Annotated in this window: 14 protein-coding genes; 12 read left to right on the top strand and 2 right to left on the bottom strand. The window is 37.6% G+C overall.

Annotation, left to right across the window (positions count from 1 at the left end; translation table 11 throughout):
- Nucleotides 1–4: 4 nt before the first annotated feature.
- Together NY10_RS00690 and NY10_RS00695 are read right to left on the bottom strand one after the other, a co-directional pair.
- The gene (locus NY10_RS00690) at nucleotides 5–376 is read right to left on the bottom strand and encodes a hypothetical protein (protein ID WP_058918183.1); all 372 of its coding nucleotides are present in this window, start codon (nucleotides 374–376) and stop codon (nucleotides 5–7) included.
- A complete protein-coding gene (locus NY10_RS00695) occupies nucleotides 373–1,671 on the bottom strand; it encodes a Y-family DNA polymerase (RefSeq protein ID WP_058918184.1) in 1,299 nt (432 codons plus the stop codon). The genes NY10_RS00690 and NY10_RS00695 overlap by 4 nt, the downstream gene beginning before the upstream one ends.
- Nucleotides 1,672–2,755: 1,084 nt before the next feature.
- Between NY10_RS00695 and NY10_RS00700 the strand changes: the two genes are divergently transcribed.
- The 12 genes from NY10_RS00700 (at nucleotide 2,756) to ftsA (ending at nucleotide 14,904) form a co-directional block, all read left to right on the top strand.
- A complete protein-coding gene (locus tag NY10_RS00700) occupies nucleotides 2,756–3,133 on the top strand; it encodes a DUF3397 domain-containing protein (RefSeq protein WP_231726751.1) in 378 nt (125 codons plus the stop codon).
- Nucleotides 3,134–3,366: 233 nt separating this feature from the next.
- On the top strand, nucleotides 3,367–3,798 hold the full coding sequence (gene mraZ, locus NY10_RS00705) for a division/cell wall cluster transcriptional repressor MraZ (RefSeq protein WP_058918185.1): 432 nt from the start codon (nucleotides 3,367–3,369) through the stop codon (nucleotides 3,796–3,798).
- Nucleotides 3,799–3,837: 39 nt separating this feature from the next.
- Entirely contained in the window at nucleotides 3,838–4,788 is a 951-nt protein-coding gene (rsmH, locus tag NY10_RS00710) for a 16S rRNA (cytosine(1402)-N(4))-methyltransferase RsmH (RefSeq protein ID WP_058918186.1), read from the top strand.
- Nucleotides 4,789–4,829: 41 nt separating this feature from the next.
- Complete coding sequence (ftsL, locus tag NY10_RS00715; protein ID WP_058918187.1) at nucleotides 4,830–5,207, top strand: cell division protein FtsL; 378 nt, start codon at nucleotides 4,830–4,832, stop codon at nucleotides 5,205–5,207.
- Nucleotides 5,204–7,381 (top strand): penicillin-binding protein, encoded by a 2,178-nt coding sequence (locus tag NY10_RS00720; RefSeq protein WP_058918188.1) that lies wholly within the window; start codon nucleotides 5,204–5,206, stop codon nucleotides 7,379–7,381. The genes ftsL and NY10_RS00720 overlap by 4 nt, the downstream gene beginning before the upstream one ends.
- Nucleotides 7,382–7,395: 14 nt before the next feature.
- Nucleotides 7,396–8,874, top strand: a complete 1,479-nt coding sequence (locus NY10_RS00725) for a UDP-N-acetylmuramoyl-L-alanyl-D-glutamate--2,6-diaminopimelate ligase (protein WP_058918189.1) — start codon at nucleotides 7,396–7,398, stop codon at nucleotides 8,872–8,874.
- 12 nt (nucleotides 8,875–8,886) lie between these two features.
- A complete protein-coding gene (gene mraY / locus NY10_RS00730; protein WP_058918190.1) occupies nucleotides 8,887–9,852 on the top strand; it encodes a phospho-N-acetylmuramoyl-pentapeptide-transferase in 966 nt (321 codons plus the stop codon).
- Nucleotides 9,853–9,955: 103 nt separating this feature from the next.
- Entirely contained in the window at nucleotides 9,956–11,338 is a 1,383-nt protein-coding gene (gene murD, locus NY10_RS00735; protein ID WP_058918191.1) for a UDP-N-acetylmuramoyl-L-alanine--D-glutamate ligase, read from the top strand.
- A 22-nt stretch (nucleotides 11,339–11,360) separates the two neighbouring features.
- Complete coding sequence (murG, locus tag NY10_RS00740) at nucleotides 11,361–12,461, top strand: undecaprenyldiphospho-muramoylpentapeptide beta-N-acetylglucosaminyltransferase (protein WP_058918192.1); 1,101 nt, start codon at nucleotides 11,361–11,363, stop codon at nucleotides 12,459–12,461.
- A 30-nt stretch (nucleotides 12,462–12,491) separates the two neighbouring features.
- Nucleotides 12,492–12,902: a cell division protein FtsQ/DivIB gene (locus NY10_RS12725; protein WP_231726752.1), complete on the top strand. Its 411-nt coding sequence runs from the start codon at nucleotides 12,492–12,494 to the stop codon at nucleotides 12,900–12,902.
- Nucleotides 12,863–13,417: a cell division protein FtsQ/DivIB gene (locus NY10_RS12730; protein ID WP_231726753.1), complete on the top strand. Its 555-nt coding sequence runs from the start codon at nucleotides 12,863–12,865 to the stop codon at nucleotides 13,415–13,417. Before NY10_RS12725 ends, NY10_RS12730 begins: the two co-directional genes overlap by 40 nt.
- A 158-nt stretch (nucleotides 13,418–13,575) precedes the next feature.
- Nucleotides 13,576–14,904 carry a cell division protein FtsA gene (gene ftsA / locus NY10_RS00750; protein ID WP_058918193.1) on the top strand — a complete coding sequence of 443 codons (1,329 nt, stop codon included), beginning with the start codon at nucleotides 13,576–13,578 and terminating at the stop codon, nucleotides 14,902–14,904.
- Nucleotides 14,905–14,909: the final 5 nt, after the last annotated feature.

A 14,909-nucleotide genomic window follows, 5' to 3' on the forward strand; every position in this document is an offset into this window, starting at 1 on the left:
TCTATTAAACATCACCATCTATGTTGTTCCATTTTTTTAGAGTCACAAATTGAATGTTTCTAATTTCATCGAAATCGACTTTGGTATCATTTATGAAGATACCTAGTTCATCTCCACCAACAATATGACCAACTACGTCATCATAGTAAAGTCCGTTCTGATCTACATTTTCAAGTTGAATAGCGACAGACTTATTCTTTACTATGGATTCATTTATTGTTATTTCAATTTCACCTTGATTCATCTGTCTCTTTTGCTGATTAACTTTTGTTCTTTCTCCTGATAACTTTTCTTGGGTAGCAGTATGCTCAGATAAGTAAAAACCCGCCCATTTCTTAATGCCTCGATCACGATACTCCTCATTTAAAAAGCTCATTGTATACCCTCCATTCCGCCAGCATGTCCACCAACAAGAGAGCTGCGGTTAATAGCTGTAGCTCCTTCTAAAAGGCTGCTAGCATGTACTAACGATTGAAAACCATATTTATCTCTTATTTTATCTACCAACAAATCTAATTTTTCGTTTGCGATTTGTTGAGTGGGGTCTTCAAATAAATCCAATTGAATATTGCTGGTGTAAGTCAATTTTGAATAAGAAATTCCGATACTCCTTACAGCCATGTCGTCTTCATAATGTTTATTGAAAATATCAAAACAATAATCGACTAACTTCTTTGTATTAGATGTATTAGGAATTTTTAATTGTCGAGAGAATCCTGCTTTTTCTTCATGCTTAGAATAGGTAACGGTAAGGCTGACACATCCTGTTTTGCAATGGTGCTTTCGAATGCGGGTTGCCACTTGTTCCGCCATTTCTCGAATCACTATTTTGATCTCATGTCTTTTGTAATAATCTCTTTTAAGTATTTGAGAGTTTCCGTAACTCTTTTCTAAAGGACGATATTGTTCTCTAATGTCGCTGCGATCGATGCCCCAAGCGCCAGCGTATAGTTGTTCACCAATAAGACCCATAGATTCTCTTAGTTGATAAAAGTTTGCATGTGCTAAGTCATAGACTGATTTAATCCCTAAGCTATTCAGTCGAATCGCCGTTCGTTCTCCAATACCCCACATGTCTGTTATGTTTTCTATCTTCCAAATCGTTTCCGGTACGTCTTTGTATCGCCATTCAGCAATCAAGTTAGCGTTGTATTTAGCTTCGTTATCCAGAGCTAGCTTGGCTAGCAGCATATTGTCGCCAATTCCAATAGTGACATATAGGCCAATCTTTTTATAAATATGGTATTGAATCATCCTAGCCAAGTCATAGGCGCTTTTTCTTTTAAAGAGCTTCAAACTAGCTCTAACAGACACAAACGATTCATCTATGCTGTAAATATGTAAATCTTCATCTGAAACGTACTTGCGAAAAATATCGTTAATTTCAGTATTCTTTTCTATATAAAACTGCATGCGTGGAGGCACGATCAATAAATCAGGATGATAGGGGATGTCTCGTTTTCTGGTAACGTTACTGATGCCTAAAACTTTTTTAGCTAAAGGGGAGGCGGCTAGAACCAAACCGCCAGCATTTTCTGCATTGCTCATGACAACTAGCATAGTTTTTAACGGATGCAGGCCGCGTTCAACACACTCGACTGAAGCGTAAAATGATTTAACGTCAACGCAGAGAATGTCGTTGCTTATCTCGTCAGAGTAATCGAATGACATAAAGATCCCTCCTTTTTTATTTCATTATACGAACAAATGTTCGATAAGTAAAGCGAACAGAACGTAAAAAAAATACCCTGCACGGAGAATGCAGGGTGGAGGTAAAAATTTGTTGAACAAGTTAGTATCTGTTGTTTATCGAGATATAGTTTTTTATTAAAATAATCTGTCACATTACTTGGTATGTTCCAGAATCTACCATTATATAGGAAGACTTTATTCTTAGTGAATAAATAAAAAAGGGGCAGAAAAGGGGCATAAGTATCTAACTATTGTAAATCCATGCCATTTCTCGCTAATAGTATTGTACTTATAAACGCTTATATAAAAGGGTTTATAGCTATTGTACATTTATTTTAAATCCGCTGATTTGAGACCATGGCTCAAGGGTGTTTTGCTTTGTATCGGTATTTGCAGCTCTTGTTTTCGTAAAAAGGGCGTTTTTTTTGATGGAATTGACGAAAGCCACTCAGATTCTGAGTGGCTTTCTAATTAAAAATAAATATTCTTAAAGTTATTTTTGGGTTATAAATACTAATCAAATTATATCAATCGGTTTCTCATTTAAACGACATAAACCCTACCTCTTTTATGTCCTTACAGTTCTAAAACTGTGCCAGTGTGGATAAACTTCTTTAAAAACTATTCTATATAATGTTGCATACTTACTTTTAATACTTTATAAGTATAACATAAAAGCCAGCAGAATTCTATTAAGTTTCATTTAAGAAATCTAACGGTTCTCTTTGCTAGAGAGAACCGTTAGATTTAATGGACTAAAAAAACGGTTTTCGATTTACTATTTAATGTATCCAAAGAGTAGTCAGAATGAACAAAAGCCATAAGATTATTCTAGTAAAAACACGTTCAATAGATATTTTACAGAACGAGTATGTTTCTAAGAGCATTTTGTGGGTAAGAGCGTTAAAGCTCTTGTCTTATTTAAAGGTATACAAAAGTAGAAATTTAGGGTAAATTGAATAAAGAATTGTTTGGGAGAATGAGCGCCTTCTTAGTAGGAGGAGTAATTTTGTTCTTTCATTCATCAATCCTGCGAATGCGTAAGTGGAAAGGGAGGGTTGTTTTGGAAGCAACTACTTTTACCATTGTGATGATCATACTGTATCTTTTGCCGCTTTTGCTGTTAGTGTTGTTTAATAAAAGCGTCAACCGACATTTTAGAAGACAAAACAAGAGCATTAAGCTGCCAGATTTAATGGTTCCATATTTACTGTTGGGTATCCATATCCTAAGCTCGTTAACATTTGGTCAATCGATTTTTCCTTATTTTCTGATTTTTATTCTCGGTTTAGGAATGTTCATTGTAATGGCATTGGCTTATAAAAAAGGCGAAATCATTTATGGGCGTTTTTGGAAAACGTATTGGCGTTTTATTTTTTTATTTTCTATTCTTACTTATTATTTTTTAGTAGGAGCAAATATCTTCACACAGTTTACTTAAAAAGCGTTTTAGAAGCAGCGAGATGGTATAGTTATCCATCTTGCTGCTTTTTTTGTGCTTTTTTGGGAAAATTCCCCACTCTTAAAACACTTTTGAAAAGGCTGCTAAACAGAGAGGCTAAAGCTTTCTTTTATTCCGTGTGTTTTTTTATAGAATCCTTCGATTAATTGTGGTGGAAAGTGGGGCGATGTGGTAGACTGAAAATAACTACTAAAAGTGGGGTGAGTATAGCTATGTTAATGGGTGAGTATAAGCACAACATCGACGCAAAAGGCCGCTTGATCATGCCGGCGAAATTTCGCGACGATTTAGGAACGAAATTCATCTTAACCCGCGGTTTAGATGGTTGCTTATTTGGTTATCCCCAGAATGAATGGACTATACTCGAAGAAAAACTCAAGCAACTTCCGCTTGCAAAAAAAGAAGCTCGTGCTTTTACTAGGTTCTTTTATTCAGCAGCGACGGAATGCGAATTAGATAAGCAAGGAAGAATCAATATTCCGCAAACATTAAGAGACCATGCGAAACTAGAAAAAGTGTGTCATGTAGTCGGTGTATCAGATCGAATCGAGATTTGGAGCGAATCCAAATGGAATGAGTTTTCAGCAGAAGCTGAAGAGACGTTTGACGAGATCGCTGAAAACATGATTGATTTTGGGTTTTAGTAAACGAACTTTCAAATCATAAACAAAGGGGGAACGGAAATGGCAGAATTTAATCATGAAACAGTCTTGCTTCACGAAACAGTGGATAGTCTGTCTTTAATTCCCGATGGTGTCTACGTCGACTGTACTTTAGGCGGAGCAGGCCATAGCGAATATCTGCTTTCTCAATTAAATGAAAACGGTCATCTTTACGCATTTGACCAAGATGAACGAGCAATTGAAAATGCAAAAGTACGGTTAGCGACTTATGTCGAAAAAGGAATGGTAACCTTCATTAAGGCTAATTTCCGCTTTATTAAAGAAGAACTAAATGAGCGAGGGGTATTCGAAGTTGACGGCATTTTATATGACTTAGGTGTTTCTTCGCCACAACTAGACGAAGCGGAACGAGGGTTTAGTTACCACCAAGACGCCCCGTTAGATATGCGTATGGATACAGAAGCTCCATTGACAGCGAAAGAAGTCATCAATACTTGGTCGTATCAAGACTTAGTTAGAATTTTTTATCGTTATGGAGAAGAAAAGTTCTCTAAAAGTATTGCTCGGAAAATAGAAGCGGCAAGAGAACAAAAGCTAATTGAAACCACTACTGAATTAGTTGACATTATTAAAGAAGGTATTCCTGCACCTGCCAGGAGAAAAGGCGGACATCCAGCTAAACGCGTTTTTCAAGCTGTGCGTATTGCTGTAAATGATGAATTATCAGCCGTGGAAGATTCTTTAGAAGAAGCCATTGGACTATTGAATGTTGGCGGAAGAATAAGCGCCATTACGTTTCATTCGTTAGAAGACCGAATCGTAAAATCAATCTACAAAGATCATGCTAAAGGACCAGATATCCCACCCGGATTGCCTATCATTCCTGAAGAATTTTTGCCGGAATTAAAATTGGTGACACGAAAACCGATTGTTCCAAGTGAAACGGAATTGGAAATAAACAATCGAGCTCGCAGTGCAAAATTGAGAGTAGCAGAAAGACAAAGAAAATAAAAAAACTTAAATAGTGAGAGGAAAGAAAGGATGTTATTTGAATGTCGTTGAATAGTAACTTAGCTAGAAACCTTGAAGTGGAAACGCCAATACAATCCCCCGTTTTGCCAAAAGAAACAACTATACATAGACCTCTTCCAAAAAAATCGGGGATTACAAACCTAGAAAAAATGGTGATTGGAATTGTCTCAGTCATTACATTTGCGTTGATTGCTGTGAGCATCTCACTAGAAATCAACATAGCGAGTACAAACCGCGCCCTTCAAGACACGAACTCGTCTATCGCAAATATCACTACCATAAACAATAATTTAGAACAAGAAGTTCAAGAATTATCGCGTTATGACCGTGTTTATGAAATCGCCAATCGTCAAGGTTTAGAAATGAATGAAGCCAATGTAAGGAATGTTATTAAATGACAAACAGAAACCCTTTAAAAAACAGAAAAAAAATTGCGATCCTGCTCTTTTTTGGTACCTTGCTTTTATTCTTGGTATTTGTAGGACGTTTTACTTACATTATGGTAAAAGGAGAAATTAACGGGGAAAATCTGTCTCAAAATGTTAATAACCTTTATACAAGAAGTAGCGTACTAGAAGCAAACCGAGGGACCATTTATGATATAGGTGGAAACTCGATTGCTATGGACGCTACTTCTTACTCGTTAGTCGCCATTTTAACCGATAAGTGGTCAAATGATCCGAAAGAACCGCAACATGTGAAAGACAAGCAGAAGACAGCTGCGGCTTTATCAAAACACATTGCTATGAGTGAAGCGGATATATTTAAAACTTTAAACCAAAAAGACTTGTCTCAAGTAGAATTTGGTTCGGCGGGGAAAAAATTATCATACGATATTAAAAGTGCCATCGAAGAAGAGGATCTACCAGGGATTGTTTTTGAAGAAACGCCTACAAGGCTTTACCCTAATGGTACTTTTGCTTCGCATTTGGTGGGATATGCTGAATTGCCGACAGATAAAAACGACGAAACGAAAGAAGGAACACTCAGTACTGATTTAACCGGATTAATGGGTGTAGAACAAGCCTATAACGATGTGTTGACTGGAACTGACGGTTCTATAAAATACCAAAAAGACAGCTTTGGATATGTTTTACCAAATTCTACAGTAGAAACAACTGATTCAGTAGATGGAAAGGATATCTATTTGACGTTAGACAAACGCATGCAGGTATATTTAGAAAGCGTCATGACTGAAGTGAATGATAAATTTAATCCTGTAGGAATGACAGCAACATTGATGGATCCAGAGACGGGAGCGATCATTGCTGCTTCTCAACGCCCCTCTTTCAACGCCACGACGAAAGAAGGTATTGGGCAACTCTGGCAAAACTTATTAGTTGAAGATACGTTTGAACCAGGCTCAACACTGAAAGTATTGACTCTTGCAGCAGCTATTAACGAAGGTGTATTTGATCCTAATGCGACTTATATGTCAGGCGCTAAAAAAATAGAAGGTGGAGTCGTTCATGACCACAATGTAAATGGTTGGGGACAAATCAATTATTTGGAAGGCTTGGAACGGTCAAGTAATGTTGCTTTTGTTAATTTAATGGAAAAAATGGGAGAAGATACCTGGAAAGAGTATTTGGATAATTTTGGAATGGGAAAAACGACTGCTTCAGGACTTCCAAATGAACAAAGTGGTTCTAATCCTTATGAGTGGCCGCTTGAAAAAGCGAATACCTCATTTGGACAAGGTTTGACAGTGACAGTATTTCAAATGATGCAAGCTTATTCAGCAGTAGCCAACGAAGGTAAAATGATGAAGCCGCAGTATATTAGTAAAATAGTTGATCCGGCAACAGGTAAAGAAACTACATTTGAACCAGAAGTTGTCAGCGAACCTATTTCTAAAAATTCAGCCGATCAAGCATTGAACTATTTAAAAGAAGTTGTGTACGGTGAAAATGGGACCGGTCAAGGTTATCAAATTGATGGCTATGAAATAGCTGCTAAAACAGGTACTGCACAAATCGTTAATCCTGATACAAAACAATATTATAGCGGAGGCTCCAACTACGTTTATTCCGTTGTTGGGATGGCGCCGGCCGACGATCCAAAAGTTGTTTTGTACGTGACCGTTCAGCAACCAACGATTACAGATTCTTCTTTAGTGGGAGGAGATGTCGTCCAAGCTGTTTTTAATCCTGTTATGAAACGAGCATTGGAATATCAACACTTGGATTCTGATTCTGAAGTTGAAGATCCTAATCAAGTCGTCATGCCAAAAGTAACGGGTGTATCTAAAGAAGAAGCGTTAAAATCATTAGAAGAAGCTCAGTTAGATGTGACCATCGTAGGAAATGGTGATACAATAGTACAGCAATTGCCGCTGCCTGAAGAAAGCTCCATTAAAAACCAACGGGCCATTTTAATGACAAATGGGGCTATGACTATGCCGGATATGACAGGATGGTCGAAAAACGATGTGTTGAAAGTATCGGAAATTACTGGAATTGAATTTGCATTTGAAGGAGAGGGATACGTCGTTGAACAAAGTTTAACGCCGCAAGCTAACATGCAGGGTGAAGAGCAAATCAAAATCACATTAGCTTCTCCTCAAGAATAGAAAAGGTGGAAATAATGAAAGCAATCGAATTGATAAACCAATTAGTCACAAAAAACATGCTGACCAGAGTTCCAGAAGAATTAGTTATTACGAAAGTAACACAGGATACACGTGAAATAGAGTCAGATTCTATGTTCATTTGTATTGCCGGAGCAGTTTACAATGGGCATGAACTTGCTGAAGAAGCTGTTGAAAAAGGAGCCGCTGTCATCATTGCCAGCGAAGAAATCAATGTATCAGTACCCGTCGTCTATGTATCTGATACGGTAAAAGCGATGGCGATTCTAGCCAATCATTTCTATCAGTCTCCGAGTCAAGAGTTGCATATGATCGGGGTTACCGGAACTAATGGGAAAACAACTGTTACTCACTTATTAGATCAAATTTTCAGAGATCATCAAGAGAGAACTGGGGTAATCGGAACGATGTACCGTCGAATTGGGGATGACGTTTTTGAAGCGAAAAATACAACTCCAGACAGCATCACTTTGCAAAAAACGCTTAGAGAAATGAAAGAAGCCGATGTCACTACTTGTTCGATGGAAGTTTCTTCTCATGCTTTAGTACAAGGTCGGGTCTGGGGAACGGATTTTGATGTTGCTGTTTTTACAAATTTAAGTCAAGATCACTTAGAATACCATCATACGATGGAAGAGTACGGTCATGCTAAAGAATTACTGTTTTCCCAATTAGGCAATACTTACCGAGGAGACCAGCCTAAATACGCTATTCTAAATACTGATGATCCTGTAGGGAGAAGTTACCAAAATAAAACAGCAGCACTCGTTTACTCTTATGGAATTGTTCAGCCAGCTGATTTTAGAGCAACTCATTTAAAAATAACCAACCAAGGGACAAGTTTTACGTTGCTTTTCAAAAATGAAGCTTATCCTGTGAAAATGCAATTGGTCGGTAAATTTAATGTATTGAATGCTTTAGCAGCTTTTGCTGCTGCTTATGCTTCTGGCTTGCCTTTACCGAGTGTTATTGCTTCAATGGAAAAAATTAAAGGTGTAAGAGGAAGGTTTGAAGTCGTTCAAGGGGAGCAGGACTTTGCGATCATTGTAGACTATGCCCATACACCAGATGGATTACTGAATGTATTAAACGCAGTTAACGAAATAAAATCCGGGAAAGTCTATTGTATTGTAGGCTGTGGAGGCGATCGTGATCGGACAAAACGACCAATTATGGCAGATGTTGCTTTTACTCATGCAGATCATGTGATTTTCACTTCGGACAATCCGCGTACTGAAGATCCGCAGATGATCTTAAATGAAATGGTAGCTAATTTAGAGGAAAACACTTATCAAATGATTCCAGATCGCAGAACAGCCATTCAAGCCGCTGTTGACCAAGCAACTACCGATGATATCATCTTGATTGCAGGTAAAGGACATGAAGATTATCAAATCATTGGTCATGAAAAACATCATTTTGATGATGTCGAAGAAGCAAAAAAAGCAGTTAAACTAAAAAACAAAGAAATTTAGGAGCGATTCAGCATGCATTGGACAGAAATGTTATTGCCTTTAGTCAGTGGATTTGCACTGACCATCATGGCGATGCCAATTGTTATTGGCTATTTTAGAACAAAACAACTAGGTCAAACTACAAGAGAAGAAGGTCCAAAATGGCATGAAGTAAAAACCGGAACGCCTACTATGGGAGGAGTCGTTTTTCTTATCGCGGCAGTTATTTCTAGTAGTTGGGTAGGTGTTTGGCAAGGAAACCTGACAATCGGTTTAGGCTTGTTGCTTTTCATTACCTTAGTTTATGGATTATTGGGTTTTTTAGATGACTTTATTAAAATCTTTAAAAAACGCAATCTTGGTTTAACTTCTAAACAAAAATTACTTGGTCAGATTATTGGTGGTATTGTATTTTTTAGTGGTTACCTTATAAATAACTTATCAACTGATTTAGCCATTCCTTTTTTAGGAACGATTCACTTGGGCTGGTTTTATGGGGTTTTTATCTTATTTTGGTTAGTTGGTTTCTCTAATGCTGTAAACTTGACCGATGGTTTAGATGGTTTGGTGGCGGGCACAGCGAGTATTGCGTACAGTGCGTACGCTATAATAGCATGGCAACAACAACAGACAGATGTGTTGATTTTTTGTTTGTCTATTATCGGCAGCCTAATTGGTTTTTTCTTTTTCAATAAAAAACCTGCTAAAATTTTCATGGGAGATGTTGGCTCATTAGCTTTAGGCGGTGGGTTAGCGGCTGTTTCGATTTTGTTGAAACAAGAATGGTCTTTATTGCTGATTGGCCTTATTTTTGTCGTTGAAACGGCAAGCGTAATGATTCAAGTCACATCTTTTAAATTAACAGGAAAAAGAGTATTTAAAATGAGCCCAATTCACCATCACTTTGAAATGAGCGGCTGGAGTGAATGGCGTGTCGTATTAACCTTTTGGTTCATCGGTCTAGTTTCTGCTGCATTGTGTTTGATGGTGGTTCTTTGATCCGCCACTAAAACCAATCACCCAATCCTGAAACGGTCCGTCTGTCAAGGGTGGCTAAATGATGAGCTTGATAAAGCAGCTCTTATAGGAAAGAGGTCTAAGGATGAAGAAAATTAAACGATATGAAAATATTAAAGTGCTGGTTTTAGGATTAGCTTTAAGCGGTGTGAATGCAGCTAAATTGCTCCATTCATTGGGGGCTCTCGTAACCGTCAATGACTACAAAAGCTTTGATGAAAACCCTGAAGCACAAGAATTGCTTGAATCAGGTATTCGCGTGGTAACGGGCGGGCATCCTGTAGAATTGTTGGATGAAGATTTCGAATGGGTAGTTAAGAATCCGGGAATCATGTATACGAATCCTATTGTGGTTCGTGCGCTTGAAAAAGGCATTCCAGTAATAACAGATGTCGAATTAGCTTACGAAGTTTCTGAAAGCCTGTTGATTGGCGTAACGGGTACGAATGGAAAAACAACGACTACTACCATGATCGCAGATTTATTAAACAACCACAGAGAAACAGGACATGCTTATGTTGCTGGTAATATAGGCACACCAGCTAGTCAAGTTGCACAACAAGCAACCGCAGAAGACGAGATCGTAATGGAACTCTCTAGTTTTCAATTGATGGGAATAACCGAGATGAAACCGCACATTGCAGTTATTACGAATCTTTATTCAGCACACTTAGACTATCATGGGACTAGAGAAGAATATGTAGCAGCTAAAATGCAAATCACTAAAAATCAAACAGCAGAAGATTATCTCATTGTTAATTGGGATCAACCGGAACTAAGAGAGTTATCCAAAAAGAGCCAAGCAAAGATTATTCCTTTCTCGCGATTGGAACGAGTTGAAAAAGGCGTTTATCTTGAAGATGAAGTCATTTTCTATCAAGGTGAACCAATCATGAATAAAATGTCTATTTTGGTACCAGGTGAACACAATGTAGAAAACGCCATGGCTGCGATTGCTGTTGCTAAATTATTAGGACAAGAAAACGGAACGATTCGCGAATGCCTTGAAAAATTTGCTGGCGTAAAGCATCGTACTCAGTTTGTTACCGACTATAAACAAAGACAGTTTTACAATGATTCAAAAGCGACCAACACGTTAGCAACAAAAAATGCCTTAAAAGGTTTCGATGTTCCGGTCATTTTGTTGGCAGGAGGACTAGATCGGGGAAATAGTTTTGATGACTTATTGCCTGAACTAGCTCACGTTAAAGCCTTAGTTGTATTTGGAGAAACAGCTGCGAAATTGGCTGAGGCTGGAGAAAAAGCTGGAGTAAAACAAATCAACTACGTACAAAATGTAGAAGCAGCCGTTCCAGTAGCATTTGAATTGAGTCAGCCTGGAGAAGTAATTTTATTGTCGCCTGCTTGTGCTAGTTGGGATCAATACCGCAGTTTTGAAGTACGTGGAGATGCGTTTATTCATTCGATCGATCGCTTAATTACTGAAACAGAAGAAGAGGAGGAGTAGGCCGGATGGTCTTACATAACAAATGAAAATTTTATTATCTGGTGGCGGAACGGGCGGACACATTTATCCAGCTCTAGCCTTAATTAGAAGACTACAAGTGGTAGATCCCTCTATTGAATTTCTGTATGTGGGGACCGAGAATGGGTTAGAAAACCGAATTGTTCGAAGCGCGGGAATTCCTTTCAAGGCTGTTAAAATCCAAGGATTTAAACGTTCGGTTTCTTTTAAAAACCTAAAAACTATTCAGTTGTTCATTCAAAGTATTCAAAAATCTAAAAAAATTGTTAAAGAGTTTAAACCTGATGTTGTAATAGGAACGGGCGGTTATGTTTGTGCTCCAGTCGTGTATGCAGCTTCCAAAATGGGGGTTCCCAGCATCATCCATGAACAAAATAGTGTGGCTGGTGTGACCAATAGATTTTTAGCCCGTTATGTCACAAAAATAGCTATTTGTTTCGAAGAAGCGCGAGCAGAATTTGGTAAGTACCCTGAAAAAATCGTTTATACCGGTAATCCGAGAGCACAAGAAGTTGTCGGCATAAAACCTTCCGCTGTTCTAGAAGAATATCAGTTAAAAGCTACGAAACCAACGGTGTTGATTTTTGGTGGAAGCCGTGGGGCCAGAAGCTTAAACGAAGCCTTTTTAGAAGCCTTACCTGCATTTATGACTAAGAATTATCAAGTATTATTTGCAACAGGCGAGATCCATTACGAAAAGATAAAACAACAAGTACAAGAACAGACAATAGCTGGAAGTCCAGTATCCGTGGTTCCTTATATTGAAAATATGCCCGAAGTATTTGCGAACGTAGATTTAGTTGTTTCAAGAAGCGGAGCGACTACTTTGGCAGAATTGACAGCACTAGGCTTACCTAGCATCCTGATTCCTAGTCCTTACGTCACAAATGATCACCAAACTAGAAATGCTGAAAGCTTAGTCAAGCACGGTGCAGCAAAAATGATTGCCGAAAAAGAGTTGTCGGGGAACAGTTTAGTTGCTTCAATAGATGACTTGATGTTAAATGAAAAAGCACGTAAACAGATGGCCGGTGAAGCGAAGAAATTAGGCTTGCCAGATGCAGCAGATCATTTAATAAAAATCATGCAGGAAATCAGCCATTAACGATAAAGTGTAAACAGAGGAGGTCAGCGTATGGCAAAACACCAAAAACCCAACAAAAAGAAGAATGAATTGCCTACGCAACCGTCTTCTTGGGATAAAATAAAAGCACTATTTAAATTATCAAGAGAAAGCGATGAAGTAAAATCTTTTGAAACAGCAAAAAAGTCTAAAGAAAAAGAACTTTCTTTAGAAAATAAACTTCCTAAACTGAAAGAAAAAAGACGGAAAGAAATGCAACGTCGTTTAATTTCATTACTTTTGTTATTTTCATTTGCAATTTTAGTAGTGGTGTACTTTATTACACCCTTAAGCAAAGTTGGAAGAATTACAGTTATAGGTACAAACGAAGTAACCGACCAAGCCGTTATTGACGCTAGCCAAATCCGTTCAGGAGATTCATTATGGGAAACATTTTTTTCTCAAAAAAGAGAGAAACTTTAGTCAAAAATCAGTTACCTCAAGTGAAATCAATGCAAATAGAATTTGATGGGTTAAATTCTTATGAATTGGTGGTTTCAGAATACAAAACCGTAGCCTATCTAGAAAAAGAGAATGAATATTTTAATATTCTTGAAAATGGAAAAATTGTAAATGAAAGTAGAAAAGTATCCATTGGAAATCCACCAATTTTCATTAAATTTAAAGAAGGCAAAGCCTTAAATAAAATGATTGAGCAGTACCAATTGTTGAACGAAAATATTCACAATAGTATTTCAGAAGTAGAGTATACTCCAAGCAAAACAGATGAGTATTTGATCACTCTTTATATGAATGATGGCAATCAAGTCGTTGCGTCGATTACGTCGTTTGCTGAAAAAATGATTTACTATCCAGATATCGTTCAAAAAATAGGTGAAGGAAAAGGCGTTATCAATATTGAAGTAGGTGTTTATTTTACTCCTTTCGAACCGGAACCATCAGAAGAGGAGTCTAAGGTGTCTGATACAGAAGAATAACGAAGAATATAACACAGTACACGAAATAAAGGGACTCGAAAACGAGAAATCCCATTAAATACTTCGTAAATTGAGAAACGATATGGTAAAATTAAATATGTCTATCGTAATACAAAGAAATAATTAAATGAAAATGAAGTATAAGGAGGTTTCAATGAATGAAAAATACTGGAATGTATGTAAGTCTAGATATTGGAACCACTTCAATAAAAGTAGTTGTTGCTGAATTTATCAATGGTGAAATGAATATTATTGGAGTAGGAAATGAAAAATCTGAAGGGCTGAGTCGCGGAATTATCGTAGATATTGATAAAACCGTTGATTCGATTAATAAAGCCATTAAACAAGCTGAGCAAAAGGCAAATGTCGATATTCGTAATGTTGTCGTTGGAATCCCAAGTAATAATGTGGATATCGAACCTTGTCATGGCATGATAGCCGTTGCCAGCGACAATCGTGAAATCACTGAAGAAGATGTCCGCAATGTTATGGCAGGGGCGATGGTAAAATCTGTTCCGCCAGAGCGTGAAATTTTAGCAATCTTGCCTGAAGAGTTTATTGTAGACGGATTTGACGGAATCCAAGATCCTAGAGGGATGATTGGCGTACGTTTAGAAATGCATGCTACAATGATTACTGGACCTAAAACGATTTTGCACAATGTAAAACGTTGTGTAGAAAAAACCGGTCTTCACATTCAAGATATCGTCTTACAGCCTCTAGCTGCAAGTAGTATAGCGATGTCAAGCGGGGAACGCGATTTTGGAACAATTTTAATTGACATGGGCGGTGGACAAACTACAGCTTCTGTTATGCATGACAACCAATTGAAATTCGCTTACGTCAATCAAGAAGGCGGAGAATATGTTACTAAAGACATTTCTGTAGTCTTAAACACCTCACTTGAAAGCGCTGAGAGAATCAAACGTGATTATGGCTATGCCTTACCAGAAGAAGCTTCCCCGGATGAGACATTCCCGGTGGATGTGATTGGTCAAAGCAAACCTGTCAAAATAGATGAACAGTATTTATCTGAAATCATCGAAGCACGTTTGGTACAAATATTTGAGAAAATAAAACATGAGTTGGATATCGTCGGCGCTCGCGAACTGCCAGGAGGCATTATTTTGACTGGCGGGGCAGCAGCTTTACCCGGCATTGTTGAATTAGCAAAAGATATTTTTGAAATTAATGTGAAGTTATATATCCCTGATCAAATGGGGATGCGTTATCCAACCTTTACGACCGGAATTGGTTTAGTTCATTATGAAGCACATTTAGATGATATTCATCAAATCGTAAAAGGACATTCCATGATGGAATTTGAAGCCAGTGAAACATTGAAAAATCAGAAATCTGATCAAACTAATTTTGAATATGATGAGAATCAGCTAGACATGCCAGAAGAACCAAAGAAAAAAACAAAACGAAAAGAAGATACCTTAACATATAAAGCGAAAAACTTCTTTTCTAACTTTTTCGATTAATACCA

Source organism: Carnobacterium sp. CP1 (assembly GCF_001483965.1).
Classification (GTDB): Bacteria; Bacillota; Bacilli; order Lactobacillales; family Carnobacteriaceae; genus Carnobacterium_A; species Carnobacterium_A antarcticum.